A 21,065-nucleotide genomic window follows, 5' to 3' on the forward strand; every position below is an offset into this window, starting at 1 on the left:
TCTGGGTCAGTCCGTTAGTTCGTTAAGCGTCCGAGCTGGAGAAGTGAAATCAATACTGATGGAAATATTGGCATCTTTGACTGGCGTTTTGATCTTCGCCATCCCGGCGCTGTCGGTAACGCCTGTAATCTTTTGACCATTTACAGTGGCAGTGAAACTTCTTCCGACTAGAGGTTGACCGGTCTCGCTATCAACGATGCTGAAAGTATGCCCATAGGCTTTCTGCAGTAAAAGCGGGAGTGGAGGCGTGAACGGTGCAGGAGTATGGGAGTCGCCGATGATCACCGTACCCGAACCACCAATAACTACGTCGCCGTGTGTGCCGACGGTTCCCACCAGAGCGGCATTCTTGCCATTGATGAACACCGTCGCAGACACTGCCGAGTCCAAAGCGCTGCCGCAGGTGCAAGTGTCGCCTTTCCTTGCAGCTGCGAGGCCGTCAAAAAACACATCGGGAGATCCGGACGCAATGGCTTTGGGCCCGTGCCCAGGCATAGGGCAACTGGTGGGGTCAGTTATGCGTGCAGCTGGCTTTGCCATGTATGACTTCCTGTCTACGATTTTTCCAAGGGCGACTGTATCAGAGTTGCGTCGAACAGTGGCTCAGGGCATCGCTCTGGTTGGCATATCGGCAACCGTTTTTTGAATCCACAGCCGATAGCCGCCTCTCATGAGCAGCAGCTATCGGCCAGAAGCGGACAACAGACCAGTGAATCTGTCCCCTTTTCCGCGGGTCAGCTCGGCCAACTGTAAAAATGTTGAATATTTTTGATGTTTGATGGTATTGCGGAAATTAAACAAATAGTGCGAGAAAATAGCATGAGCGAAGAAAAGAATTACATTAGGACAATGCTGGTTAATAGTAAAAACCATAGGTACGTAGCTGAACTGGATAGTATGGGTGTCAGCGAATATATGCAATTGATGATAAAGTCACAACAGGGGGTGCCTTCTTTTGTTCTGGATTTCTCTCCATTAGTGGATGCGCTCCACAAAAAGATTGACGAAAAAAATAATTACCATGAGGAAAGTGAGATTAAGCTCGGAAGATCTTCAATCTATAATATCTGGAGGCAGATAAAAGGATCTAGCGAAAGTAGCTTTGCGGGAGCACTTGGAGCTAATCTAGTAGCAAAATCAGAAGATCTTCTTAACTTGATTCATTCGAGGCTGCCTAGACTAACGATAGATTATCGCTCAAATTACCAAAATACTCCGCTTGAAGCTTCTAGTAAGAGGGCGGCTGCATTCTCTAAATTTATATCTGACATAGACGCAGCTTTGGAGATACTGCTCTGCAGGGTCTATATATCTGCAAAATTTGGCTTCGAAACATTGATTGATGATATTGTGATGACGGGACACTGCCGAGCCATCAGAAATGTTGTACTTGCAGAGTTAAAATAGGCTTATTGCTGAGGGTGATAGCAATCACGACGGGTACGGCCAATTTCAGACTACTTTGCGTTGGACCTGGTGTGATCGTGAGAAGGCAGAGCGAATTCGAGAGCTTTCTAAAATGTTGGTCAGGCTGAACATGTTGCTTGGCATGCTAGAAGAGCTGCATGGGACAGAAATCCGGTTCGATAACGAAAATAACTATCGGGAAGATTTTAAAGATGCGCTGGCCAAGCTTCTGATTTAAAAGTTGACGTAGTCGCTTGAGTCCCCGTCTCCATATGCAGTACAGAGCGTCCGCTTTGGCCGATAGCGGACACTCGCAACGAAAGAGGAGACGGATTTTTTTCAGACGAAGAGCTCATTCTCTTGGCCAGTGAAGGCACTGTGATAGCATGCGTCCGCCCCCCGGAGAGGGGGAATTTATCCACATCCCGCAAGGAATACGCCCCCGTGAAAGACTTCGTCATCAGCGTCAACAACACCGTCCTCTATCTCTCCCTGGCATTCATCTGGCTGGTCGCTATCGTCGCGATTTTCACCAGCGGGTTCTTGCCGGCGCTGGGTATTTTCGTGGCCGGCACCCTGTGCTGGTGCATCATTTCCGGCTTCTGGTTCGTCCAGTCGGCGACCTACGAAGAACTGCGCAAGCTGAACGCCAGCAAAAACTGAAACATCAGGGTGGAGCCGTAGTGCCCCGCCCTACCCTGAGCGCTTGGTTCCGTGCCAAGTGCTCTCGCCCTCCGCGAATGGCTCGCATAACTCCCGCATTTTCCGAAATCCTGAAATTCCCGCCTTCCCTTTCTGCCAATAAAGCCCAGTACTATCTCTCAAGAAATATCCCCGTCTCTTGTCCTCATCCACTGAGTGGCGAACTAAAAGGAGTTTGGTTTTGGGACATCTTCTGACTGAGCCGCAACTGACTGACGTCAGAGCTGCACTCTCCTGGCCTTTCAACGATTCTCCGACCGATTACGACTACATCGCGCGTGAGGTCGAAGGTGTCGATCCGGACGTGCTGTACAAAATCCTGTATTCCGAAGTGGCGCCCGTGTGTTTCACCAATCTTGCAGCTGTCTTGCCCACTATCTGGACAGGCTTCGATCCTGACTCGCTCAGAGCCTCAATAGAAGAAAGGCTCGCTGCGAGAAAACGTAACTGGTTTCGCAGGCAGTTTGATAAGGCGTTGGTTCGCTGGCTGCAATACAACTACGGCTACATCTGGAAGGAGATTTCCTCCAGGCTTTGAGCGCTTAAACAGCTCCGTTTAAAGCAACCCGCCGTAACTTCCCCAAGGCTACAACGCCTTGCGTCATTGCCTACGACTACGCCAGAATCCGCCGGCTTGTGTGTCTACGGCACGGGTTTTATCGTTCCTGGGTCACTGAAAAACAGTGATCGGGTTTGGTAGCCCGAGACAAACACAAGATGCAGAGCACACCATCGCGGCGGTCAATCGCCTCGGCTTTATGGTGGCCATGCACAGGGCGTCTTCGGGCGCGCCGGTCTCCTTGTGTCCCGGTCTACCAACCTGCGTATGGCCACCACCCAACGTTTGGTAGCGTGTGGGTAATGGCTCCTGATGACGACACAAGGAGTTTCACCATGATCAAACCAACACCCAACCCACCCGAAACCGACCCCACCTCTCCCTACGAATCCCCAAACTCCAAAAAACTCCACGATGCCGCCGAGCGCGCGCTGGATCACTACCTCTGCCCCGCCGCCGGGATCATGTCGTCCTTGAACGAGCCCGAGCGGATGTACCTGGCCAATCCGAAATTCAACACCGAATGCTTGCTGGCCAACGCCAGCGAAAACCTCGGTGCAGCTAGTGAGATGCTCAGCAATTTCGCGGCAACGCTCGATCCGTCGCATCGCAAGACGGCAATCGGTATTGCGCAGGTGGTGATGATTGCCGAGCTGGCGGTGAATCAGGCGCTGGATCACGTCGAAGTGGCGTAATCGGTCGGCTCCTGTAGGAGCAGTCAGTGGCTGCTTCTACAGCGAAATTTGTGTGGGATGCCTGGGTGCCCGTTCAGCTTTCACAATGCTGGATATGGTGAAATTTGGAGATTCAAGAATCAGACGTACCTCATGGCCCTTGAATCGCTGAGCCCTCTCCAGTTGATGATCTGCTGATAAGAGCCACCCAGAAATCCCATGCTTATTTACCCTCGCTATACTGCCGCGCAGCAGACGAAGGTTTAGCTGTTCAGTACCGATCTTTGTTTCTGGCGGTGCGAGGGTGTCTTGGGAGAAATGAGGTCGTGGAAAAATAGATGAAAAAGTTATTCCTTGGGCTTTTATTCGGAGTGCTTTCTGTCTTGGCCGGTTGCGCAAAGGCCGAACCGCACTGTGAGGACTTCCTGGCAAAAATCAGCGACAAACCTGAATTTGTTGAGCTTCTGGCGTGCACCCAGGACAACGACATACAAGGAAAACCTTTCGTTGCTCGCTACCGAGTAAAAGGCCTTGATGCGCTTGAAGCTGAGCGATACATGAATCAAAGCTTCGGTCTGCCACAGCTTCAGCATATGTGTTGCGGATGGGATTCAGCACCGTTCTTCTATCGCGATAAAAAAACAAATGTGGGGTACATGCTGGGTATGGGATCCGAAGAGACGCCAATAGACAAAAGGGATTTGTGGTCAGAAATTAAGTATTTCTACATCAACGTTTCCCTCTTTACTGAAGACACCTAAGCACAACGTCGCCCAACTCGGATTAACCAAAAAAGGTCGCTAGTCGGAGGTGTTTTCGCAGTGGGACATCTTCTGACTGAGCCGCAGCTGACCGACGTCAGAGCTGCACTCTCCTGGCCTTTCAACGATTTGCCGGTCGAATACGATTACGTAGCGGCGAAGGTCAGAGGCATCGATCCTGACGTGCTCTACGAAATCCTTTATTCAGAGGTCGCTCCGGTGTGCTTCACCAACCTTGTGGCCGCTGTGCCTCCGGTATGGACTGGCTTTGATCGAGATTCGCTCAGGGTAATGATCGAGGAAAGGCTGGCAGCGAGGGAGAACAGCTGGTTTCGCAGGCAGTTTGATAAGGCATTGGTTCGCTGGCTGCAATACAACTACGGCTACATCTGGAAGGAGATTTCTTCCAGGCTTTGAGCGCTTAAACAGGTCCGTTTAAAGCAACCTGCCGTAACTTCCCCAAGGCTACAGCGCCTTGCGTCATTGCCTACGACTACGCCAGAATCCGCCGGCTTGTGCGTCTACGACGCGGGTCTTATCGTTTCCCGGTCACTGAAAAACAGTGATGGGGTTTGGTAGCCCCGGATTATCGTAGGTTGCATAAGCATCATGATGTGCAGTGTCTGAAAGACTCCGCGTCATGGTGGTCATGCACAGGGCGTCTTCGGGCGCGCCGGTTCCTACGTCCCGGTCTACCAACCTGAGCATGGCCGCCACCCATCGTTTGGTAGCGAGAGTGTCGGCTCCCATTTGACGATGTAGGAGTTTCACCATGATCAAACCAACACCCAACCCACCCGAAACCGACCCCACCTCTCCCTACGAATCCCCCAACTCAAAAAAACTCCACGACGCCGCCGAGCGTGCGCTGGATCACTACCTCTGCCCCGCCGCCGGGATCATGTCGTCCTTGAACGAGCCCGAGCGGATGTACCTGGCCAATCCGAAATTCAACACCGAATGCCTGCTGGCCAATGCCAGCGAAAACCTGGGCGCGGCCAGTGAGATGCTGAGTAATTTCGCGGCCACGCTCGATCCGTCGCATCGCAAGACAGCGATCGGTATTACGCAGATCGTGATGATCGCCGAGCTGGCGGTGAATCAGGCGCTGGATCACGTCGAAGTCGCGTAAGCAGTCGTCGAAAGCTTGTCTCCAGCGGGCGTTGTTGAGTCCGTTTTTGCCGCTGGAAATATCTGGCTCAGAAGATGTGGAATGTAAACAGCCCGGCCCGGCACCCTCGTCAATGACGACGGATGCCGGGCCGGGCTGTTTGCGTTTCAGTTACTGGTTATTGACGGTGATGTACGGGTCCCAGGTGTGTTGTGGGCCGAGTTGGTTCAGGTCGCGGTCGAGCAGGACGAAGGTGATCTGGTACCAGAGTTTGCCCGGATTCTCGGCCGTGGCTTGCCACATGGAATAGATCACATCGGTTTTGGAGATACCGCCGTTGGCAGCCTTGTTCAGGTAAGGCACTACGCCGGGAATGTTGTAGGTGAGCGGTGTCGACATGGTGCCTTTGTAATCGCCGCCCTGGTGGGGGTCGCCGCTCTGGACGTTTTTGATCAGGGCGATGCGGTCGAAGTTGCGCGACAGGGTGGTGGCGCGCCAGCGGATGTTGTCGCCGGGTTTGACGTCGATCCACAACTCGTCGCCGCCTTCGCCGGTGTTGCCACTGGCATTGGGGTCGACGGCGTCGCGCGTCACCAGCATGGAGACCGCGCCGCCTACGTCGTTGGGATGGGCAAGCAGGTAATCGGCATCGACATTGACTAGCACGTCAATGGTTTGGGTAGCACTGGACATTTTGAGGCTCCTTGTTTTTGGAATCGCATAAGCGACCGCGCCCGCGAAGGCTGTCCGGCTCATCCGGTCCATGGATGCGGTCTGCGGAGAACGATAGGAGATGGCCTAATAGTGTCAAACCGCGATTCCTTGACGCGGAAAAACGGGAGCACTGCGCGGCACGACCAAGGTCTTGATTTGCTTCTGTGCGAGTCAATCTCTGATGGATTTTGAGTTGTTCTCTGGCGGTAACTGTTGGCGAAGGCGCACAGCTGGTGTTGGCATTAACGACGAATCGGCTACACCCGGCCTTTTGTGGAGCGGCAAGCGATCCTGCTGCGGGTCATTTTTGATGTACTGGTGGCAACTGGATGCCGACACAGGGGTGTACCTGGTGCGGCCTTCGGCGCGGTTCAACACGGCGACGACCACAGCGTTCAAGGACTGGATCGAGTGCGCTTTTGCCGAAGGGGCGCCTTGGATGACGCTGCACCGCTGATTGACAAGCCGCAATGGGATATCGTGCCGGCCTCGGAATAGACGTGCTTTCAAGGAGGAAAAATGCGGTTTTACAGGACAGGGGCTTTTTGTGCGGGCGTGTCCATACCGGGACGCCTGAGATTCCAAACATTCCTCATCGCCATGTCAGGCCTCTTTGCCCTCACCCAAATGGCGCCATCCCTCGCCGATACCGCCAATGGAAAAGCCCTCTACTCCCAGCGATGCGCCGTGTGCCACGGAGCCGATATAAAGGGGACCGGGCCGTTGGCCAGGAAAAGCAACCCGCCAACACCTGACCTGACAACTGCTGCCTTCAAGAAGCGACTGAGTGATTACCCCGGCGTTATCGTGTCCTCGGTGATACTTCGCCCCAACGGCGACTTGATTCCAAAGACCTTGCGAGAGAATGGCGTGAAGATTGCGCCGCACGCCTGGAGCGTTAACGACTTTCGCGACTTGCATCAATATATGAGCGGTGTGATTTCGCATACGAACAAATGACATTGAGGCAGGCCCCATTCCTGACACGGCATTCCTGACAGGAATGCCTCCATAAAAAACGTGAATTTTATTTACGACCCTCAATCTTTTAGCGTGGCCATACCGCATATGGAGATGACGCTATGAATGACTCAAGCCTGCGCCTTTACGTCGATGCTCAATTCACCAGTCCCTACGCAATGTCGTGCTTTGTGGCCCTTCGAGAAAAGGGAATCGAGTTCGAAATGAGCACCCTGGACCTGGACAAACTGGAAAACCAGGCCAGCGATTACGCCCGTCTTTCCCTGACTCAAAGAGTTCCCACCCTCGTGCATGGCGACTGTGCGTTGTCGGAGTCATCGGCGATCACGGAATACCTGGAAGATGTGTTCCCCCAGACAGCAATTTACCCGCAACACCCACAAAAACGCGCCGTGGCGAGACAAGTTCAAGCGTGGCTACGCAGTGATCTGCTCCCGATCCGACAGGAGCGCTCTACCCTTGTGGTCTTCTATGGTCAGAAATACGGACCGTTGTCAGCGTCGGCTGAGGCTGCCAAGCAAAAGTTGATTGATGTCGCTCAATGGCTGCTGACCGACAATCCGGAATACCTTTTGGGTGAATGGTCGATCGCCGATGTTGACCTGGCGTTGATGCTGAACCGGTTGATACTCAACGGGGATACTGTGCCGGCTCAACTGGAGGATTACGCTCAACGCCAATGGCAGCGCCCGACAGTACAAGAGTGGATCAAGCTGGAACGACCTCGAATGTAACGATCCCCATTTTTTGAGTCTTCAGTGTTCACTAGCTGCCGGGAGCCCCCGGCAGCAAATCTGAAAATAAAGCTGCCCCCATTAAATGAAGCCGGACAACAGCCCCCTTCTGCTTCAGCCCGTCTTTTTGTCGGAGCCTTTTATGTTCTCGATCAGGTCAACGACATAGTCTTGATTGAAGCCCGCCACAAATGACCAGAACAGCAACTTGGCATAGGCCGCATACCCCTCCGCGTGTTGGCAAAAGATATCGTTGAAGATTTGCCTCAAACACTGCGGATCGTCGTCTGGAACGATCACCGGAAACAGGTCGCCCTTGATAACGCCGGAAAGGAACAAAAGATACAGAAGCCCTGCCAAGATCCCGCCTATGAATGAAGGCAGGATCAAAGCGAACCATGATCTGGAGAGGTTTTCGATTTCCGGATCAGTGAGTATCGACAGTCGCCTGTGAAACCCAACGTAGCCCCCGATATTCCCGGCGATACAAACGATAAAGGGCACTTTGTAGTCGGGCAGACTGTAGGTGACGATAATCGCCAGCACCAACAGGGCGATGAAAATCCAGAATATCCGCTTCCAGATGATGTTCAGGTCTTCCTGACGATTCATGATCAGCTCCCTGATCTTGACCCTGTGATGATTTTTTAGACGATAGACGAATCCTGACTCATGACCAGCGGCTTTACCCGCTGCGAGACAGGATGAGCAAAGCAATGAATGCCACGAACAGTGCAATCAGCACCAGCCCACCGACGGCGACCGCCCAGCCCCAGGCAAAACCACGTTCCCCCTTGAATCGACCGACACTCAGCAAGCCAAGTACGTAGACCCCGATTCGATGAGCCAACCGGTTGAGCAAGATATCGAGGATGTAATCCATTCTTTGGCCCTGCCTCTCTGCACTCTAAAAATGGGGACAGATCTATTTATCCGGTGGTGAAAAAATAGATCCGTCCCCATTCCTCTCCAGCAGTTCGGAGCTCCTCGGGCGACCGAGCCCAATCATTGACCGAATCAATAAAACCATTAATTCAATGAAGTTCTCATATCGAATCCAAAGCGTAGGATCTGCTCCATTCCAACCCACTGCACACGGAGTACAGAACCATGAAACGCCAAACCTTCCTCGGTATCGCCTTCTCGCTCTTCGCCCTGAATGCTTTTGCGGCGACCGAGACTGACCCACTGTTCAGCGATGCTGTTGCCTCTGCGACTCAAACTGATCCACTGTTCAGTGACGCCGTTGCCGCGACTGAAACCGATCCGCTATTCAGTGATGCCGTCGCCGCGACTGAAACTGATCCGCTCTTCAGCGATGCTGTAGCCGCAACCGAAACCGATCCGCTGTTCAGCGATGCGGTGGCCGAAGGTGGTTCTGACCGTCTGATCGAACGTCGTAACGTCTGAATGCAGGGTTTTACCGCAGTTCTCGACAAAAGCCCGGCCTTATCCGCCGGGCTTTTTCACGTTGGTCTGGAATTGAAACGGGTCACCCACGACGACAGCAACCCCCTGTTCCACGCGTTTTTTTGGGTGTCATCCGGATGTCCTCAATGAGAATTTTCTGCAGAACGAATAGAATCGCCAGCCCTGCACCTCGACACTTTTGGTCATGGACCGCAGCCGCCTGAACCAAATCCAGACAACCCACACCACCCGATCAATCAAGGACTGATGCCCTCATGTTTATGCGGAAAATAACGTTTGTGGTGCTTTTGGCCGTTGCACTGGCAGCCTGTGGTGGTAGCAAGGACAAGGCGCGTGAACTGGTCGAATCCACTCGCGACGATGGTTTCGAGTCGCGCATGGACGACTTGATGAAAGTGTTCTCTTCACACTACTGGGCACTGCCCGACGATACGATTCGCGAGACCGTGATAGAAAAACTCGATATGGACGGTATCCGAAGTCTGATCGTCGATGTCTACGCCGATCGGTTCAACGACGAAGAACTCGAAGTGATGATCCGTGCCAACAACAAGAGTCTGGAGGAAACCGAAAGCATTCTGTCCAGCACCAAGGAAGGCCGCGCCCTGTTCGACAGAGTGGTGGAAGCTCAAGCCGTTATTGATCAAGTCACGGAGGACGCGATGAAAACCCGAACGACCGCCGTCATCGAGGCGCTGGACAAGCTGAATGAGCCCTATGTGAACTAGGGCACAGTTCCTCCTGTGTCAAAGGGACAGATCTATTTTTCAATCGAAGGCGCCATTCAGCACTTCATAAATCAGCCCCGTAGCGAGCGCGACCAGGATCAGATCAGTGCCGACCTGCTGCCATTCATAGCCGTCGTAGTGCGGCAGTCTGCCCACCAGTCGACCATCGAGCTTCTTCGCAATCCCGGGCGGCAGCGGTTTGCCTCGGGCCAGGTTCTTCTGGATGCCGGGCGGCAACGCCGGGCCCGGGGTCCAGTAGCCACGATAGTCTTCCACGATCCCGATCACCCCGCCGCGATCGATACTCGGGCCATGCCCCTGATAACCGCCCCCGCCTTTTTTCCCCTGATTGCCATGATCCTGGCTGTTATGCGGATTGCCTTTGCCCTGCCCCTTTCCGTTGCCAGGGTCGGCCAGCGCGGTCACCGAACTGCACAGCAGCGCAATACAGGTCGTGGTCGCAATCAACGTGCGTAAACCGGACATGCGTAAAAATGGGGACAGATCTATTTATCCGGTGGTGAAAAAATAGATCCGTCCCCATTCCTCTACGCCCGCCCCGGGGCCATGCGCGCGGCGTTCGCCCAGTTCCGCGCGATTCGCCAGGACGCTGTAGACAATGAAGCGTCGATGAAGACCAAACTGAAAATGCCGGTGCTGGCGGTCGGCGGTGAGAAATCCTTCGGCGACAACGAAGCCATCGTGATGCGCAATGCCGCCGATAACGTCACCGAAGTGGTGATTGCCGGCGCGGGGCATTGGCTGATGGAGGAAGCGCCCGTCGAAACCACTCAAGCGATTCGCAGGTTTATTGCGCAGTGACTGGCAAGCGGGTAGTTGTCATCGGTGCCGTTCAGCGCATCTAAGGCCACCGAGCTCAATCATTGGCTGCATCAATAACAACCATTAATTCAATGAAGTTCTCATATCGAATCCAAAGCGTAGGATCTGCTCCATACCAACCCACTGCACACGGAGTACAGAACCATGAAACGCCAAACCTTCCTCGGTATTGCCTTCTCGCTCTTCGCCCTGAATGCTTTTGCGGCGACTGAAATCGATCCATTGTTCAGCGATGCCGTAGCTGCGACCGAAACTGATCCGCTGTTCAGTGACGCCGTAGCCGCAACCGAAACCGATCCGCTTTTCAGCGATGCAGTGGCCGCGACTGAAACCGACCCGCTGTTCAGTGATGCAGTTGCCGAAGGTGGTTCTGACCGTCTGATCGAAAGTCGTAACGCCTGAATGCTGGGTTTTACCGCAGTACCCGACAAAAGCCCGGCCTTATCCGCCGGGCTTTTTCATGTCTGATGGGTATCGCCCTGTCCTTTGTGGCTATGCAGCTGTCACTCCACGCATTTTTTGGGGGTGATGCGAATCACCTCCGCCAGGTTGTCAGCAGGCTGAAAACCGGTACTCAACACCACATCCCGGCGTGCACTCAACTCGATAGGGTATGGCCCTCCCTGCGAGAGCGCCGACCGCATCCTGGCGGTAAACGCTTCATCGTTTTGCGTATAGAAAATCCACTCCCGCTGGTGTCCACCCGTCACCGTGCAGACCCACTTCGCCAGTCCCTTCTCCTCTACCGCCGGCACTATCAACTTCTCCATTTCAGCCATGCGGATGGCGTCCCGACGCTCCGGTATCACGCCTGTCGATGTGTACTTCCAGACGATCCTGATTTTGAAAGGCAACGCTCGTTTCTCAGTCAGCGATATCGAGTCCAGCCCCTTGTAGATCATGGGTGCGGGGGACTCTGGAAAATCGGATGGCTGATACTTGCTTTCAGAGGCCTCGACAATTTGCTGCTGTGGGGGATAAACGAATTTGTCGTCGAGAAGCGCTTCGAGCGCCGCCCTGCTTCTGCGTTCTCGATTCGCTACACAATTATCGTAATCAACACTTTGGGCCGGACCAGCCGCCAGGCACGCGTCACGCTCGATCGGAGGCGGCGATTTGGAGCTGGAGCAGCCAGCGACGACTACGCTGACTATCGCCAGCAAGCGGAAGCGGTTTGTGGCGTGCATTACGCCAAAACCGGACCTCATCAGAGAGCGCCCGGTTTTATCAATGACCATGAATAGCTTTTCCTTTAAACCTTGACCTGCGGCTGCAAACCAGCCCCGCTGGCTTCAATTTTTATTGCGTCCATGATGTCCTCCTGAAAATGGATCAGCAGGTGTAAAGCTTCTTCAGGACGTAACAGTTGTCGTCATCGCGAGCATTTTCTGAAGCTCGGAGAACCGGCTTAAAGAGGACGGATCTTTCGTCGGGGGGAGAAGAACCTGTCACCTCTGTGCCCGGCAATACGACGGTCACTCATAAAACTTTCCAGCGAACAGAATCGCTGCACAGCGCTGCCATACATTCGATTGGGCATTATCGGCCAAAGGAGATCGGTTGCTGGCATGCGCCCATGCAGCTGCCGCATTGAGAAACGCATCAACCGTTCCGTTTTCCCATTCCTGGCTATCTGATCGATCTATCGATGAGGGAGCGTTATGTTCCAACAAACGTTCACTGGCAAAATCAGCCCCCAGCGCCTCGACAAAACGAATGAACGACTCCTCGTCTCTGACAAGCGCTAACAATTCATCAAAATCGACAGGCGTGGGCATAGGTTTTCCGGGTAAGGCGTTTTGAGTGAATGCATGCTGCGACAGGGAAACGCGAACGGTCAACTCAACGTCGGACGTAACGGCACAGTTCCTCCGGCAGAAAGGTCTGCACTTTTGCTACGCTGGCGCACCGCTTGCCCCAGGCCCCATGGCACATGGAAATTGCCCCGCACCTCATTCTTCATGAAACCGAGCACTGGATCATCAACCACCATCTGGCCAGTGCACTTCCCGGCTATCTGATGCTGGGGACCAAAATCCAAACCAATTCACTGGCCGAGCTGTCGACCGAGGCACTGGCGGAGCTTGGAGGGTTGCTCGCAAGAACTCAGCAAATCATTGAGCGCCATCTGAAGCCCAAGCGCCTTTATATCGGCCGCTTCGGTCATGAACCCGGTCTTCCCCTCCACTTCCATTTCATACCGGTCTATGACTGGGTCGAAGACTTGTTCTGGAAAGACTCCCGCTATCGCCTGCTCGAGTCTTTCGCCTACGCCGAGAATCCCTTGCCATCAACCGATGGCGCAGAACTGACGCTGTTCGTTTGGCGAGAATTTGCCGAGAACCCCACACCGCCGGCGATTCAGGGGTGCTCTGTTGAAGAGGTGATTGAGGAACTGCGCAGCGCCTTCAAATGATCAGTTCATCGAGTCGCCCGGTGCGCGGATGACTCAATCGAAGGCGCCATTCAGCACTTCATAAATCAGCCCGGTGGCCAGCGCGACCAGAATCAGATCGGTACCGACCTGCTGCCATTCATAGCCGTCGTAGTGCGGCAGTCTGCCCACCAGTCGACCATCGAGCTTCTTCGCAATCCCGGGCGGCAGCGGTTTGCCTCGGGCCAGGTTCTTCTGGATGCCGGGCGGCAACGCCGGGCCCGGGGTCCAGTAGCCACGATAGTCTTCCACGATCCCGATCACCCCGCCGCGATCGATACTCGGGCCATGCCCCTGATAACCGCCCCCGCCTTTTTTCCCCTGATTGCCATGATCCTGGCTGTTATGCGGATTGCCTTTGCCCTGCCCCTTTCCGTTGCCAGGGTCGGCCAGCGCGGTCACCGGACTGCTCAGCAGCGCAATACAGGTCGTGGTCGCAATCAACGTGCGTAAACCGGACATGGGTCGTTCCTTGAATGAATGGGTGTGTGTGGATTCTAGTCAGTTTTTGTTCACCGATGAGAGACGGCGCTCTAATCGCGGTTTATGTTTGTGCCGAGGCCAGTAATCTTCCTTCGATAATGGCGACACGGAAATCGACCGATCATGACGGACCGTGAACATCCCCACCAAAACGGCTACGTGCTGCTGCGCCAGGCAATTGCGCCGGCATGGCTGAACACTCTGCGCGCTGTCTTCGACGCAGGCGTGAAACCCTCCGGCGAATGGCCCGTGCCCCGCGGCATCGACTGGCGTCATTCGCAACTGGACACTGACCCGACCGTTCAAGCCGTGTGCCGACTGCCACCCTTGCTGGCGGCGGTGGGCGAGTTGATCGGCGAACGCTTCTTCCTCTCTCAGGTCGAGGGCCGCGAACCGCTTGCCGGTGGCGGCCACCAGCAGTTGCACCGCGACCTGTCGGCGCAACGCCCCGGCGACACCGTCAACGCGCTGGTGTACCTCGATGATTACGGCCCGGAAAACGGTGCAACCCGCATCGTCCCCGGCAGCCATCGCCCTGCACCGGGCGAGCCCCCATTCGATTTCACTGACGAATCCCGATCTGTGCAACTGACAGGCAACGCGGGCGACATCCTGGTCTTCGATGCCGATCTGATCCACGCCGGTAGCCTGAACGCCAGCAGCGCACGCCGCCGAACCCTGCTGATTACCTATTTTTCTGAGTTGCTCTACGCGACGCATCTGGAAACGGTGAGCCTCAGAAACATACGAATGGACACGACTGAGCGGTTCGATCCGGCCGATTTTGCATTCGGGATCGTGAAATCATTCATTTGACTTGATTGCCTCAGGCAACTATATAGTTGCCTAAAGCAAGTATATGAGCATCACGCCATGTCCACGATCACCGACCGCGCCGACATCGTCCGGCAATTCAACCGTTTCTACACCCATCAGATCGGCGTGTTGCAGGAACACTTACTGCAAAGCGACTACTCGCTGACCGAGTTGCGCATCCTCTACGAACTCGCCTCGGGCGGTGACCTGACCAGCACCGACCTGCGCCAGATGCTCGGCCTCGACGCGGGCTACATGAGCCGGCTCATCAGCGGTTTCGACAAAAAGGGCCTGATCGAGAAAGTCCCCTGCGCCACCGACGCCCGCGCCAGTCAGTTGCACATCACCGACCTCGGCCGCGAAATCCTCGCCCCGCTGGAACAAGCCTCGCGGCAAGAAGTCATCACCCTGCTCGAACGCCTGGCCGAACCGCAGCAACTGCAACTGATCGCCTCGATGAAGCAGATCCAGACGCTGCTCGAGGGCAGTCAGCCGACGACCTATCTGCTGCGCGATCCGCAACCCGGTGACATGGGCCTGGTGGTGCATCAACAGACCGCGATTTACAGCCGTGAGTACGGCTGGAATTCAGAGTTCGAAGCGCTGGCGGCCGAGGTTGTAGCCAAATACCTGCGCGAATTCGACCCCACGGGCGAGCGCTGCTGGATCGCGGAAAAGGACGGCAAGGTGGTGGGTTCTGTGTTCGTCATCCGCCACGACGAAACCACCGCGAAACTGCGCATGCTCTACGTGGATGCCAGTGCGCGGGGCTTGGGAATCGGCAATCGATTGGTCGAGGAATGCCTGCGTTTTGCCCGGGATGTCGGCTACAAAAAGATGATCCTGTGGACCACCAGCAATCTGGTGGATGCCCGCCGGTTGTACCAGCGGGCGGGGTTCGAGCTGGTCGAGGAAGAGCCGATTCACAGCTTCGGCAAGGATTTGGTCAGTCAGACCTGGGCGATTGAGCTGTGAGGTCTACGCCCACTTTGTGGTCAGGCAGGACGGGCCACAAACCACAGGAGATTGCTCCAGGGACTCCTCAGTGCGGGCTGGCGGTCGGACGCACCACAATCTCACTCACATCCACATCGTCAGGCTGCTCGATGGCATAGGCGAGCGCTCGCGCAATGGCGTCTGCATTGAGCGCCACACGGCGGAAGGCTTTCATTTCCTCGCGGGCCACCTCATCGGAAATCGTATCCGCCAACTCGGACTCAACAACTCCGGGGCACACCACGGTGACCCGGATCTTGTCCGTTTCCTGGCGCAGACCGTCCGAGATAGCCCGGACGGCGAATTTGGTCGCGCAGTACACCGCGGCGGTGGGAGAAACCGCGAGGCCACCTATCGACGAGACATTGATGACCTGACCGAAACCCTGCGCCTGCATGTCCGGCAGGACGGCGGCAATTCCGTGCAGTACACCGCGAACGTTGACATCGAGCATCTGGTTCCATTCGTTGACCTTCAACGAGGCCAGCGGCGACAACGGCATCACGCCCGCATTGTTGATGATCACATCGACCTTGCCATGCTGCGTCTTGGCGAATGCCACGAAGGCGTGCATCGATTGCAGATCCGTAACGTCCAGTGCGCAGGCACTGGCAGAACCACCTTCGGCCTGAATCTCGCTGACCAGTCTGTCCAGACGCTCGAGTGCCCGCCCTCCAGAGATGCCAGCCGGGTTCGGCATCCTGCGTGAGAGCCTGACCGGCGGCTTGGGGATGGAGCCAGTCCAGGTCATTTGTGCGTCTGGGACGCGGTTTTTATCGTTTCCGGGTCACTGAAAAACAGTGATCGGGGTTGGTAGCCCGCTTCGTTCTAGACTCATGGCTTCACCGTGTGCAGCCCGCAGAGCAACGGCATGGCCGAGAGTTTTGTGAAGACGATCAAACGTGATTACGTGGCGCACATGCCTAAGCCGGATCGCGAAACGGCACTGCGTAACCTGGCGATTGCCTTCGAACACTACAACGAGCAGCATCCGCACAGCGCCTTGAACTATCGCTCACCGAGAGAGTTCAGGCGCTTGGCGGCAGCATCAATTTAATAGGGAGTTGGTGTCCGGTTTTGTAGGGGCAAGTCCACTGCCCCCCCAGATGGTGTTAAGAAGTTAATAGTTGAGCAACGTTAAAGTCACCACAAACTCGCTCCCGTTGCCATCTCCAGCACTGCGGCCGGTAACTGTGCCACCGTGAGCTTCCACCAGCTCTCGCACCACTGTCAGACCAATGCCCAGGCCCGCCCCGTTAAAACCCACCGCATGGACGTCTTGCACAAAAGGCTCAAAGATGAACGGCAACGCTTTGGCGGTAATCCCAATGCCGGTATCGCGGATGTTTATCTTCATCACTCCGTCCTCGGCGGTCACCGAAAGGCTGACGGTACCGCCCGCAGGGGTGTACTTGGCAGCATTGCCCAGCAAGTTGCCAAGAATTTGAGTCAAGCGCATAGGGTCACCCTTCACCATCAATGCGCGTTCAGGCAGTACCGCGCTAAATTGCAACTGGTGAGCGATCATGACGGGTGTGCAGATGTCTATAGCGTCATGGATGATCTGAGTCATATCGACATTGCTGCAATCGAGGTGAAACTTGCCAGTGCTGGCACGGGCGATGTCGAGCAAATCCTCCACCAAACGGGACATATGCTTCACCTGACCTTCGATCAGCTCCTGCATGCGCGGCAGTTCCTCACTGGGCACGCGTACCAGACGACCGGCTATCATGCTGATGGGCGTCAATGGGTTGCGCAGCTCGTGGGCTACAATTGTCAGGACTTTGCGTTGCTGTTCCAGCGCGAGTTCGGCAGCCGCCTGCAGGTGTTGTGCGCTGAGCGCTGCGATCACCAATTGCTCGTTGGCTTCGCGCATTTCCAGGTACAGCCGCTGCTCTTGCTGTTTGCGCTCTGGCTTTTCTGCATCGGACTGGGCCAGAAGGATCGCCAGGACCAATTGCTGATTGGCCTCGATCAGTTGTTCGAGCTGCAGGTTATCGGCGATCTGTGTGTTGGCGTCGTTTAGTTCCCTATGAAGCGCCGCAAGCACCGCGCGGGCCTCGACAGTTTTCTGGCCAAGCAGGAATAGTTCTCTAGCGGCGGTGACTAGCGCCTGCTTGGTCTTGCCATTGGCCTCATTCATGATGGTTTGTTCACCCGTCGTCTTTGCCCACACGCCTGGTAGGTCGTCCGCCGAGCAGGCCTTCCTGATCCGACAGCATTTCGCCAATCTGTAATCCGTTATCGTCAATCTGGTACAAACGCAGTTCATCGGAGTGAGCACTCGCACGCACTTTGACGACAGCCATGATGCGCAATAAACGGCTCTCCACTTCAATATAGCGCTGGACGATGATGGCGTCGGTGAGAAATGCCGTGCCGTAAGGACTGAAACGCAGGTCGGTATAGCGATCTTCCAACTCCGAGGTCATAAGCACGCTGACGCCGACGCTCGTCAATGCCGTGACCATTCGCGACAGGGATTCACGGAAATCTTCGCGGAAGGTTGGGGCCAGTGCCAGTTCGAACCCCGACAATGAGTCGATGACCACGCGGGTCGCGTTCAATCGGGTAATTTCGCCCAACAACAAGTGTACGATTTCATCGATGGACAAATCAGGGGCACGGCTGTCGACCAGCCCGACCTGGCCGCTCTGAATTAGCGTTGCCAGGGTCGCGTTCTGCGAATGATTGGGCCGTTGTTCGAACACCGCGATCACGCCGGTTTCGCTATTGCGCGCGCCTTCGGCAAGGAAGGTGGCTGCCAGAATGCTTTTGCCCGATCCCGACGGCCCGGCCACCAGCAATGAGTAACCTCGAGGCAGACCGCCCCCCAGCATTTCGTCGAGCTGCGGCACGCCCATTTTCAGACGCTGGAGCGGAAACTCCAGTGGCGCTTCAACAGAGTTGAATGCGGCCGGCGCGAAGACCTTGATGCCCGAGGAGGCGATACGGAAGGTGTGCAACCCCGGCAAGGTAGGCTGGCCACGCATCTTCATGATTTCCATCTTGCGCACCATAGAGTTGCGCTGAACACTCTGACGCAGCCAGATCAGGCCATCGGCCACGGTGAAAATCGGGTTGGTCTCAGTTTCGGTGAAGTACTCGCCAATCAGGAAAGTCGTCGCGTGCCAGGTGGTCATCAGCATGCCCAGTTGCTGAATGAACTGTGGCAGGTTGTTGTTGGGGTTGTTTTGGGTCTGGCTGGCCAGCACCACCGAACGGAACGAGTCGACAAACACCAGCGCCGGTGAATGATCCTCTACTTCATCGACTATCCGGCGCAACACTTCGTCCAGATCTCCGGCCAGCGTGTCGTCAGCCAGGTTGATGTAGCGGATCGAGCGGTTAAACGCTTCAGTGTCGAAAAAGTCGAATTGCTGCTGGTAGCGCAGCATTTTGAGCGGTGGCTCGCCCAGTACTGTGAAGAACAATGCGGGGCGCTCAGGTGTTGCCAGGGCAAACATCATTTGATGGGCCAGGGTGGTCTTACCGCAACCGGGCGGGCCTGCAATGAGGTTGAACGAAAACTCCGGCAAACCACCGCCCAGCACCTCGTCCAATCCTGGCACGCCGGTGGCCAGGCGGTTGATAGTCACTTTGGTGCTCATGGCGATTTTTCCTGCGAGGGGGTGTCGCTCAAAGGAGGCTCCCACACGTCGCGAAGCAGCCTCGCGGTGAGCGAGGGCCCGATCAGAGTGGTGAGTAATTCATAGAAGGTGGTCAACATCACTTCACCGAAGAACAACGCATCGTCTTCGCTTTGTTCAAGTAGCGCCTGCTTGAGAGCAGTCAGATCGAACGCAACCTGTGCCTGATCATAGATACCGGCCAGGCGCGGATTCCGGGAGGTGCACAGGAGGAGACTGCGCCGATAGAGCGCAGCCCCGCCTTGGTGACCAATGATGGGCGTGAGGGCGGCGTCCATACCCTGCAAGGTTGAAACAATCGCTTGCGCGATCGCTGCGATGTCAGCGTTGGCGCCAATCCGGTGCGCCAGAGAAGCTACAATCTGGCGGCTCTCTTCGCTTAGCGCGGACATGGCTAAATGGTTTCCGATGGACAGGCTTTGATGGTACACCCTATTTTTGCCTTCGGAGCGCTTATCCAGACACGGCATACCAATTGCCGTCCATTACGCGATGAGGTTTAAGTTTAAGCGGCCGCCGGGGGTCAAAAGCTGCCTCCTGTGAACGACCATTTTCGGCCAATGACCTGTCACGATTAGTCGAGTTGTCGTGATCAGCCTATTGAGAGCGCACTGCTCAGAGGTGTTCCCCACCCCCGTTGAAGGTGCCCACTTAGGGCACCATTTTTCAGCTCTATCCCTCATGTGGCCATACTTAAAGCAAGTCTTCAGGTCGCATCGTCAAAATGATTTTGCCCACGTTCTCCGAAGACTCCATCCGGCGATGCGCATCGGCAGCCCGCGATAGCGCAAACGTGCTATCGACGACCGGCTCAAGGCTTGCGGCACCCTCGAATCGATCAAGCCAGTGCTCGCGGAAACGCTTGATCATGTCGTGCTTCTCCGGCTGCGTGCGCGACTTCATGACCGTACCGATGATTTGCAAGTGGCGGTAAAGAATGTCTTCCAGCGCCACCGTGACGTTCCCGCCACCGGCGAGAATCCCCACCTGAACCAAGCGACCGCCCCGTGCAAGGGACGCAATATTGCGGGCAAAGTAGGGCTCGCCGATAAAGTCGATGATGACATCGACGCCGCGCCCCTGGGTTTTGTCGGCGATCACTTCAGCGAAGTCCTGCGTCTTGTAATCGATCGCCACGTCAGCGCCCAAATGCTCTACACGCGCCAACTTGCTGCCTTCGGTTGTCGCATACACCGTGGCGCCGGTGGCGTAAGCCAGCTGCACCGCAGCAGATCCGACGCCGCCGGCGGCCGCGTGAATCAAAACCGAATCGCCAGCCTTGAGCCGAGCCAGATGCATCATTGCTTCATGGGCCGTGACGAAGACCTCGGGAATGGCTGCCGCGTGTACATAGTCAAGCTGCGCGGGGATGTGCATGGCCATGCGGTAATCGATGCGTGCCAGCTCGGCGTAGGCACCGCCGCCGACCACGCCCATGACTCGATCTCCGACCTCGAACCCTGTCACCGCGTTACCTTTGCCGATCACTTCGCCGGCGATTTCCAGGCCGATGATCAGCGAGTCACCGAAATTCGGATGGCCGTACCCGCCGGTCCGGTGAGTCAGATCCGCACGGTTCACCCCGGCGGCATAGACACGCACCAGCAGGTCGTCAGGACGCACTTCAGGATTGGCGAACTCGACGAGTTCCAGAACGTCTGGCGCACCAAATTCTCTGATGTTGATGGCTTTCATTCAGTTGTTCTCCGTTTCGCTGAACGTGGCATTGGCGACAGCCGATGCGGTGATGGCGCCAGGGAAGCCCACATAGAAAGCCAGGTGCGTGATCGCTGCCGCCAGTTCGTCTTGGGTCACACCGTTGCCAGCCGCCCGGCGCAAGTGGGCAGGCAACTCTTCCGAGTGCCCAGCGGCAATCAATGCCGCCACGGTGATCAGGCTACGGTCGCGCGGGGACAGCGCGGGGTCACTCCAGATCTGCGGATAAAGCGTCGAGTCGACGAATTGCGACAACTTCGGCGTGAACGCGCGCGCAGCTTCCCGGGGACTGCTGAAGTTGAGCTTGGGCATGGACGAGTTC

The 21,065-nt window shown here is 55.8% G+C and carries 30 protein-coding genes and 3 pseudogenes; 19 read left to right on the forward strand and 14 right to left on the reverse strand.

The window, feature by feature from the left end; all coding sequences use genetic code 11:
• Positions 1–6 precede the first annotated feature (6 nt).
• Positions 7–540, reverse strand: coding sequence for a PAAR domain-containing protein (locus ACKJSM_RS13635; RefSeq protein ID WP_410237863.1), 534 nt, complete (start codon positions 538–540; stop codon positions 7–9).
• Between the two features lie 279 nt (positions 541–819).
• Between ACKJSM_RS13635 and ACKJSM_RS13640 the strand changes: the two genes are divergently transcribed.
• From ACKJSM_RS13640 to ACKJSM_RS13675, 8 genes are all read left to right on the forward strand, one after another.
• Positions 820–1,407, forward strand: coding sequence for a hypothetical protein (locus ACKJSM_RS13640; protein WP_410237864.1), 588 nt, complete (start codon positions 820–822; stop codon positions 1,405–1,407).
• 112 nt (positions 1,408–1,519) lie between these two features.
• Entirely contained in the window at positions 1,520–1,645 is a 126-nt protein-coding gene (locus tag ACKJSM_RS13645; protein ID WP_410237866.1) for a hypothetical protein, read from the forward strand.
• 206 nt (positions 1,646–1,851) lie between these two features.
• A complete protein-coding gene (locus tag ACKJSM_RS13650) occupies positions 1,852–2,070 on the forward strand; it encodes a hypothetical protein (RefSeq protein WP_011333849.1) in 219 nt (72 codons plus the stop codon).
• A 220-nt stretch (positions 2,071–2,290) separates the two neighbouring features.
• Positions 2,291–2,647 carry a hypothetical protein gene (locus ACKJSM_RS13655; protein ID WP_410237867.1) on the forward strand — a complete coding sequence of 119 codons (357 nt, stop codon included), beginning with the start codon at positions 2,291–2,293 and terminating at the stop codon, positions 2,645–2,647.
• Positions 2,648–3,003: 356 nt separating this feature from the next.
• The gene (locus ACKJSM_RS13660; RefSeq protein WP_410237869.1) at positions 3,004–3,363 is read left to right on the forward strand and encodes a DUF6124 family protein; all 360 of its coding nucleotides are present in this window, start codon (positions 3,004–3,006) and stop codon (positions 3,361–3,363) included.
• A gap of 317 nt (positions 3,364–3,680) precedes the next feature.
• Positions 3,681–4,103 carry a DUF4952 domain-containing protein gene (locus ACKJSM_RS13665; protein WP_410237871.1) on the forward strand — a complete coding sequence of 141 codons (423 nt, stop codon included), beginning with the start codon at positions 3,681–3,683 and terminating at the stop codon, positions 4,101–4,103.
• Positions 4,104–4,163: 60 nt separating this feature from the next.
• Positions 4,164–4,520, forward strand: a complete 357-nt coding sequence (locus tag ACKJSM_RS13670) for a hypothetical protein (protein ID WP_410237872.1) — start codon at positions 4,164–4,166, stop codon at positions 4,518–4,520.
• A gap of 355 nt (positions 4,521–4,875) precedes the next feature.
• Positions 4,876–5,235 carry a DUF6124 family protein gene (locus ACKJSM_RS13675; protein ID WP_410237874.1) on the forward strand — a complete coding sequence of 120 codons (360 nt, stop codon included), beginning with the start codon at positions 4,876–4,878 and terminating at the stop codon, positions 5,233–5,235.
• A 150-nt stretch (positions 5,236–5,385) separates the two neighbouring features.
• Here ACKJSM_RS13675 and ACKJSM_RS13680 read toward each other — a convergent pair whose 3' ends face one another.
• Complete coding sequence (locus tag ACKJSM_RS13680; RefSeq protein WP_236182693.1) at positions 5,386–5,907, reverse strand: AidA/PixA family protein; 522 nt, start codon at positions 5,905–5,907, stop codon at positions 5,386–5,388.
• Between the two features lie 331 nt (positions 5,908–6,238).
• On the opposite strand from ACKJSM_RS13680, the gene ACKJSM_RS13685 reads away from it, so the two are divergent.
• The 3 genes from ACKJSM_RS13685 (at position 6,239) to yfcF (ending at position 7,643) form a co-directional block, all read left to right on the forward strand.
• A complete protein-coding gene (locus ACKJSM_RS13685; protein ID WP_373874353.1) occupies positions 6,239–6,385 on the forward strand; it encodes a hypothetical protein in 147 nt (48 codons plus the stop codon).
• A 143-nt stretch (positions 6,386–6,528) separates the two neighbouring features.
• Positions 6,529–6,888 carry a c-type cytochrome gene (locus tag ACKJSM_RS13690; protein WP_410238029.1) on the forward strand — a complete coding sequence of 120 codons (360 nt, stop codon included), beginning with the start codon at positions 6,529–6,531 and terminating at the stop codon, positions 6,886–6,888.
• 122 nt (positions 6,889–7,010) lie between these two features.
• Positions 7,011–7,643 (forward strand): glutathione transferase, encoded by a 633-nt coding sequence (gene yfcF / locus ACKJSM_RS13695; protein ID WP_410237876.1) that lies wholly within the window; start codon positions 7,011–7,013, stop codon positions 7,641–7,643.
• Positions 7,644–7,757: 114 nt separating this feature from the next.
• Here yfcF and ACKJSM_RS13700 read toward each other — a convergent pair whose 3' ends face one another.
• Both ACKJSM_RS13700 and ACKJSM_RS13705 read right to left on the reverse strand, forming a co-directional pair.
• Positions 7,758–8,255, reverse strand: coding sequence for a hypothetical protein (locus ACKJSM_RS13700; RefSeq protein WP_007955240.1), 498 nt, complete (start codon positions 8,253–8,255; stop codon positions 7,758–7,760).
• A gap of 73 nt (positions 8,256–8,328) precedes the next feature.
• Complete coding sequence (locus ACKJSM_RS13705) at positions 8,329–8,526, reverse strand: hypothetical protein (RefSeq protein WP_236182695.1); 198 nt, start codon at positions 8,524–8,526, stop codon at positions 8,329–8,331.
• Positions 8,527–8,753: 227 nt separating this feature from the next.
• Here ACKJSM_RS13705 and ACKJSM_RS13710 point away from each other — a divergent pair, with 227 nt between their 5' ends.
• Positions 8,754–9,053, forward strand: coding sequence for a hypothetical protein (locus tag ACKJSM_RS13710; protein WP_339488484.1), 300 nt, complete (start codon positions 8,754–8,756; stop codon positions 9,051–9,053).
• Positions 9,054–9,328: 275 nt separating this feature from the next.
• Positions 9,329–9,802 (forward strand): hypothetical protein, encoded by a 474-nt coding sequence (locus tag ACKJSM_RS13715; RefSeq protein WP_339488482.1) that lies wholly within the window; start codon positions 9,329–9,331, stop codon positions 9,800–9,802.
• Positions 9,803–9,841: 39 nt separating this feature from the next.
• Here the strand turns inward: ACKJSM_RS13715 and ACKJSM_RS13720 are convergent, their stop codons facing one another.
• Entirely contained in the window at positions 9,842–10,288 is a 447-nt protein-coding gene (locus tag ACKJSM_RS13720; RefSeq protein WP_410237879.1) for an anti-virulence regulator CigR family protein, read from the reverse strand.
• A gap of 60 nt (positions 10,289–10,348) precedes the next feature.
• Between ACKJSM_RS13720 and ACKJSM_RS13725 the strand changes: the two are divergent.
• Together ACKJSM_RS13725 and ACKJSM_RS13730 are read left to right on the forward strand one after the other, a co-directional pair.
• Positions 10,349–10,624, forward strand: a pseudogene (locus ACKJSM_RS13725) (alpha/beta fold hydrolase); the annotation flags it as partial.
• Positions 10,625–10,789: 165 nt separating this feature from the next.
• Positions 10,790–11,047, forward strand: a complete 258-nt coding sequence (locus tag ACKJSM_RS13730; protein ID WP_410237880.1) for a hypothetical protein — start codon at positions 10,790–10,792, stop codon at positions 11,045–11,047.
• Between the two features lie 101 nt (positions 11,048–11,148).
• Here the strand turns inward: ACKJSM_RS13730 and ACKJSM_RS13735 are convergent, their stop codons facing one another.
• Both ACKJSM_RS13735 and ACKJSM_RS13740 read right to left on the reverse strand, forming a co-directional pair.
• Positions 11,149–11,883: a DUF695 domain-containing protein gene (locus tag ACKJSM_RS13735; protein ID WP_410237882.1), complete on the reverse strand. Its 735-nt coding sequence runs from the start codon at positions 11,881–11,883 to the stop codon at positions 11,149–11,151.
• A 237-nt stretch (positions 11,884–12,120) separates the two neighbouring features.
• A complete protein-coding gene (locus tag ACKJSM_RS13740; protein ID WP_410237884.1) occupies positions 12,121–12,423 on the reverse strand; it encodes a hypothetical protein in 303 nt (100 codons plus the stop codon).
• A 155-nt stretch (positions 12,424–12,578) separates the two neighbouring features.
• On the opposite strand from ACKJSM_RS13740, the gene ACKJSM_RS13745 reads away from it, so the two are divergent.
• Positions 12,579–13,061 carry an HIT family protein gene (locus ACKJSM_RS13745; RefSeq protein ID WP_410237886.1) on the forward strand — a complete coding sequence of 161 codons (483 nt, stop codon included), beginning with the start codon at positions 12,579–12,581 and terminating at the stop codon, positions 13,059–13,061.
• Positions 13,062–13,094: 33 nt separating this feature from the next.
• On the opposite strand, the gene ACKJSM_RS13750 is transcribed toward ACKJSM_RS13745, so the two are convergent.
• Entirely contained in the window at positions 13,095–13,541 is a 447-nt protein-coding gene (locus ACKJSM_RS13750; protein WP_339488479.1) for an anti-virulence regulator CigR family protein, read from the reverse strand.
• A 144-nt stretch (positions 13,542–13,685) separates the two neighbouring features.
• On the opposite strand from ACKJSM_RS13750, the gene ACKJSM_RS13755 reads away from it, so the two are divergent.
• Together ACKJSM_RS13755 and ACKJSM_RS13760 are read left to right on the forward strand one after the other, a co-directional pair.
• Positions 13,686–14,378: a phytanoyl-CoA dioxygenase family protein gene (locus tag ACKJSM_RS13755; protein WP_410237888.1), complete on the forward strand. Its 693-nt coding sequence runs from the start codon at positions 13,686–13,688 to the stop codon at positions 14,376–14,378.
• Between the two features lie 57 nt (positions 14,379–14,435).
• Positions 14,436–15,353: a GNAT family N-acetyltransferase gene (locus tag ACKJSM_RS13760; protein WP_410237890.1), complete on the forward strand. Its 918-nt coding sequence runs from the start codon at positions 14,436–14,438 to the stop codon at positions 15,351–15,353.
• Positions 15,354–15,420: 67 nt separating this feature from the next.
• Here the strand turns inward: ACKJSM_RS13760 and ACKJSM_RS13765 are convergent.
• Positions 15,421–16,044 (reverse strand): annotated as a pseudogene (locus ACKJSM_RS13765) (SDR family oxidoreductase); the annotation flags it as partial.
• A gap of 177 nt (positions 16,045–16,221) precedes the next feature.
• On the opposite strand from ACKJSM_RS13765, the pseudogene ACKJSM_RS13770 reads away from it, so the two are divergent.
• Positions 16,222–16,431 (forward strand): annotated as a pseudogene (locus ACKJSM_RS13770) (integrase core domain-containing protein); the annotation flags it as partial.
• A 63-nt stretch (positions 16,432–16,494) separates the two neighbouring features.
• On the opposite strand, the gene ACKJSM_RS13775 reads toward ACKJSM_RS13770, so the two are convergent.
• The 5 genes from ACKJSM_RS13775 to ACKJSM_RS13795 form a co-directional block, all read right to left on the reverse strand.
• Positions 16,495–17,520, reverse strand: a complete 1,026-nt coding sequence (locus tag ACKJSM_RS13775) for a sensor histidine kinase (RefSeq protein ID WP_236182704.1) — start codon at positions 17,518–17,520, stop codon at positions 16,495–16,497.
• Positions 17,521–17,530: 10 nt separating this feature from the next.
• Positions 17,531–18,988, reverse strand: coding sequence for an ATPase domain-containing protein (locus ACKJSM_RS13780; protein ID WP_339488472.1), 1,458 nt, complete (start codon positions 18,986–18,988; stop codon positions 17,531–17,533).
• Positions 18,985–19,419, reverse strand: coding sequence for a hypothetical protein (locus tag ACKJSM_RS13785; RefSeq protein ID WP_410237892.1), 435 nt, complete (start codon positions 19,417–19,419; stop codon positions 18,985–18,987). Before ACKJSM_RS13785 ends, ACKJSM_RS13780 begins: the two co-directional genes overlap by 4 nt.
• Before the next feature lie 301 nt (positions 19,420–19,720).
• Positions 19,721–20,722 (reverse strand): NAD(P)H-quinone oxidoreductase, encoded by a 1,002-nt coding sequence (locus tag ACKJSM_RS13790; protein ID WP_339488470.1) that lies wholly within the window; start codon positions 20,720–20,722, stop codon positions 19,721–19,723.
• Entirely contained in the window at positions 20,723–21,055 is a 333-nt protein-coding gene (locus tag ACKJSM_RS13795; protein WP_410237894.1) for a carboxymuconolactone decarboxylase family protein, read from the reverse strand.
• Between the last annotated feature and the right edge of the window lie 10 nt (positions 21,056–21,065).

The organism is Pseudomonas sp. PHC1 (assembly GCF_046487845.1).
GTDB lineage: Bacteria > Pseudomonadota > Gammaproteobacteria > Pseudomonadales > Pseudomonadaceae > Aquipseudomonas > Aquipseudomonas sputi.

Excerpts from the sequence above, each read along its gene's own strand:
- ACKJSM_RS13635 (WP_410237863.1), bottom strand. The coding sequence starts at position 540 with ATGGCAAAGCCAGCTGCACGCATAACTGACCCCACCAGTTGCCCTATG.
- ACKJSM_RS13640 (WP_410237864.1), top strand. The coding sequence starts at position 820 with ATGAGCGAAGAAAAGAATTACATTAGGACAATGCTGGTTAATAGTAAA.
- ACKJSM_RS13645 (WP_410237866.1), top strand. The coding sequence starts at position 1,520 with ATGTTGGTCAGGCTGAACATGTTGCTTGGCATGCTAGAAGAGCTGCAT.
- ACKJSM_RS13660 (WP_410237869.1), top strand. The coding sequence starts at position 3,004 with ATGATCAAACCAACACCCAACCCACCCGAAACCGACCCCACCTCTCCC.
- ACKJSM_RS13665 (WP_410237871.1), top strand. The coding sequence starts at position 3,681 with ATGAAAAAGTTATTCCTTGGGCTTTTATTCGGAGTGCTTTCTGTCTTG.
- ACKJSM_RS13675 (WP_410237874.1), top strand. The coding sequence starts at position 4,876 with ATGATCAAACCAACACCCAACCCACCCGAAACCGACCCCACCTCTCCC.
- ACKJSM_RS13680 (WP_236182693.1), bottom strand. The coding sequence starts at position 5,907 with ATGTCCAGTGCTACCCAAACCATTGACGTGCTAGTCAATGTCGATGCC.
- ACKJSM_RS13685 (WP_373874353.1), top strand. The coding sequence starts at position 6,239 with ATGTACTGGTGGCAACTGGATGCCGACACAGGGGTGTACCTGGTGCGG.
- ACKJSM_RS13690 (WP_410238029.1), top strand. The coding sequence starts at position 6,529 with ATGTCAGGCCTCTTTGCCCTCACCCAAATGGCGCCATCCCTCGCCGAT.
- yfcF (WP_410237876.1), top strand. The coding sequence starts at position 7,011 with ATGAATGACTCAAGCCTGCGCCTTTACGTCGATGCTCAATTCACCAGT.
- ACKJSM_RS13700 (WP_007955240.1), bottom strand. The coding sequence starts at position 8,255 with ATGAATCGTCAGGAAGACCTGAACATCATCTGGAAGCGGATATTCTGG.
- ACKJSM_RS13705 (WP_236182695.1), bottom strand. The coding sequence starts at position 8,526 with ATGGATTACATCCTCGATATCTTGCTCAACCGGTTGGCTCATCGAATC.
- ACKJSM_RS13710 (WP_339488484.1), top strand. The coding sequence starts at position 8,754 with ATGAAACGCCAAACCTTCCTCGGTATCGCCTTCTCGCTCTTCGCCCTG.
- ACKJSM_RS13715 (WP_339488482.1), top strand. The coding sequence starts at position 9,329 with ATGTTTATGCGGAAAATAACGTTTGTGGTGCTTTTGGCCGTTGCACTG.
- ACKJSM_RS13720 (WP_410237879.1), bottom strand. The coding sequence starts at position 10,288 with ATGTCCGGTTTACGCACGTTGATTGCGACCACGACCTGTATTGCGCTG.
- ACKJSM_RS13730 (WP_410237880.1), top strand. The coding sequence starts at position 10,790 with ATGAAACGCCAAACCTTCCTCGGTATTGCCTTCTCGCTCTTCGCCCTG.
- ACKJSM_RS13735 (WP_410237882.1), bottom strand. The coding sequence starts at position 11,883 with ATGGTCATTGATAAAACCGGGCGCTCTCTGATGAGGTCCGGTTTTGGC.
- ACKJSM_RS13740 (WP_410237884.1), bottom strand. The coding sequence starts at position 12,423 with ATGCCCACGCCTGTCGATTTTGATGAATTGTTAGCGCTTGTCAGAGAC.
- ACKJSM_RS13745 (WP_410237886.1), top strand. The coding sequence starts at position 12,579 with ATGGAAATTGCCCCGCACCTCATTCTTCATGAAACCGAGCACTGGATC.
- ACKJSM_RS13750 (WP_339488479.1), bottom strand. The coding sequence starts at position 13,541 with ATGTCCGGTTTACGCACGTTGATTGCGACCACGACCTGTATTGCGCTG.
- ACKJSM_RS13755 (WP_410237888.1), top strand. The coding sequence starts at position 13,686 with ATGACGGACCGTGAACATCCCCACCAAAACGGCTACGTGCTGCTGCGC.
- ACKJSM_RS13760 (WP_410237890.1), top strand. The coding sequence starts at position 14,436 with ATGTCCACGATCACCGACCGCGCCGACATCGTCCGGCAATTCAACCGT.
- ACKJSM_RS13775 (WP_236182704.1), bottom strand. The coding sequence starts at position 17,520 with ATGAATGAGGCCAATGGCAAGACCAAGCAGGCGCTAGTCACCGCCGCT.
- ACKJSM_RS13780 (WP_339488472.1), bottom strand. The coding sequence starts at position 18,988 with ATGAGCACCAAAGTGACTATCAACCGCCTGGCCACCGGCGTGCCAGGA.
- ACKJSM_RS13785 (WP_410237892.1), bottom strand. The coding sequence starts at position 19,419 with ATGTCCGCGCTAAGCGAAGAGAGCCGCCAGATTGTAGCTTCTCTGGCG.
- ACKJSM_RS13790 (WP_339488470.1), bottom strand. The coding sequence starts at position 20,722 with ATGAAAGCCATCAACATCAGAGAATTTGGTGCGCCAGACGTTCTGGAA.
- ACKJSM_RS13795 (WP_410237894.1), bottom strand. The coding sequence starts at position 21,055 with ATGCCCAAGCTCAACTTCAGCAGTCCCCGGGAAGCTGCGCGCGCGTTC.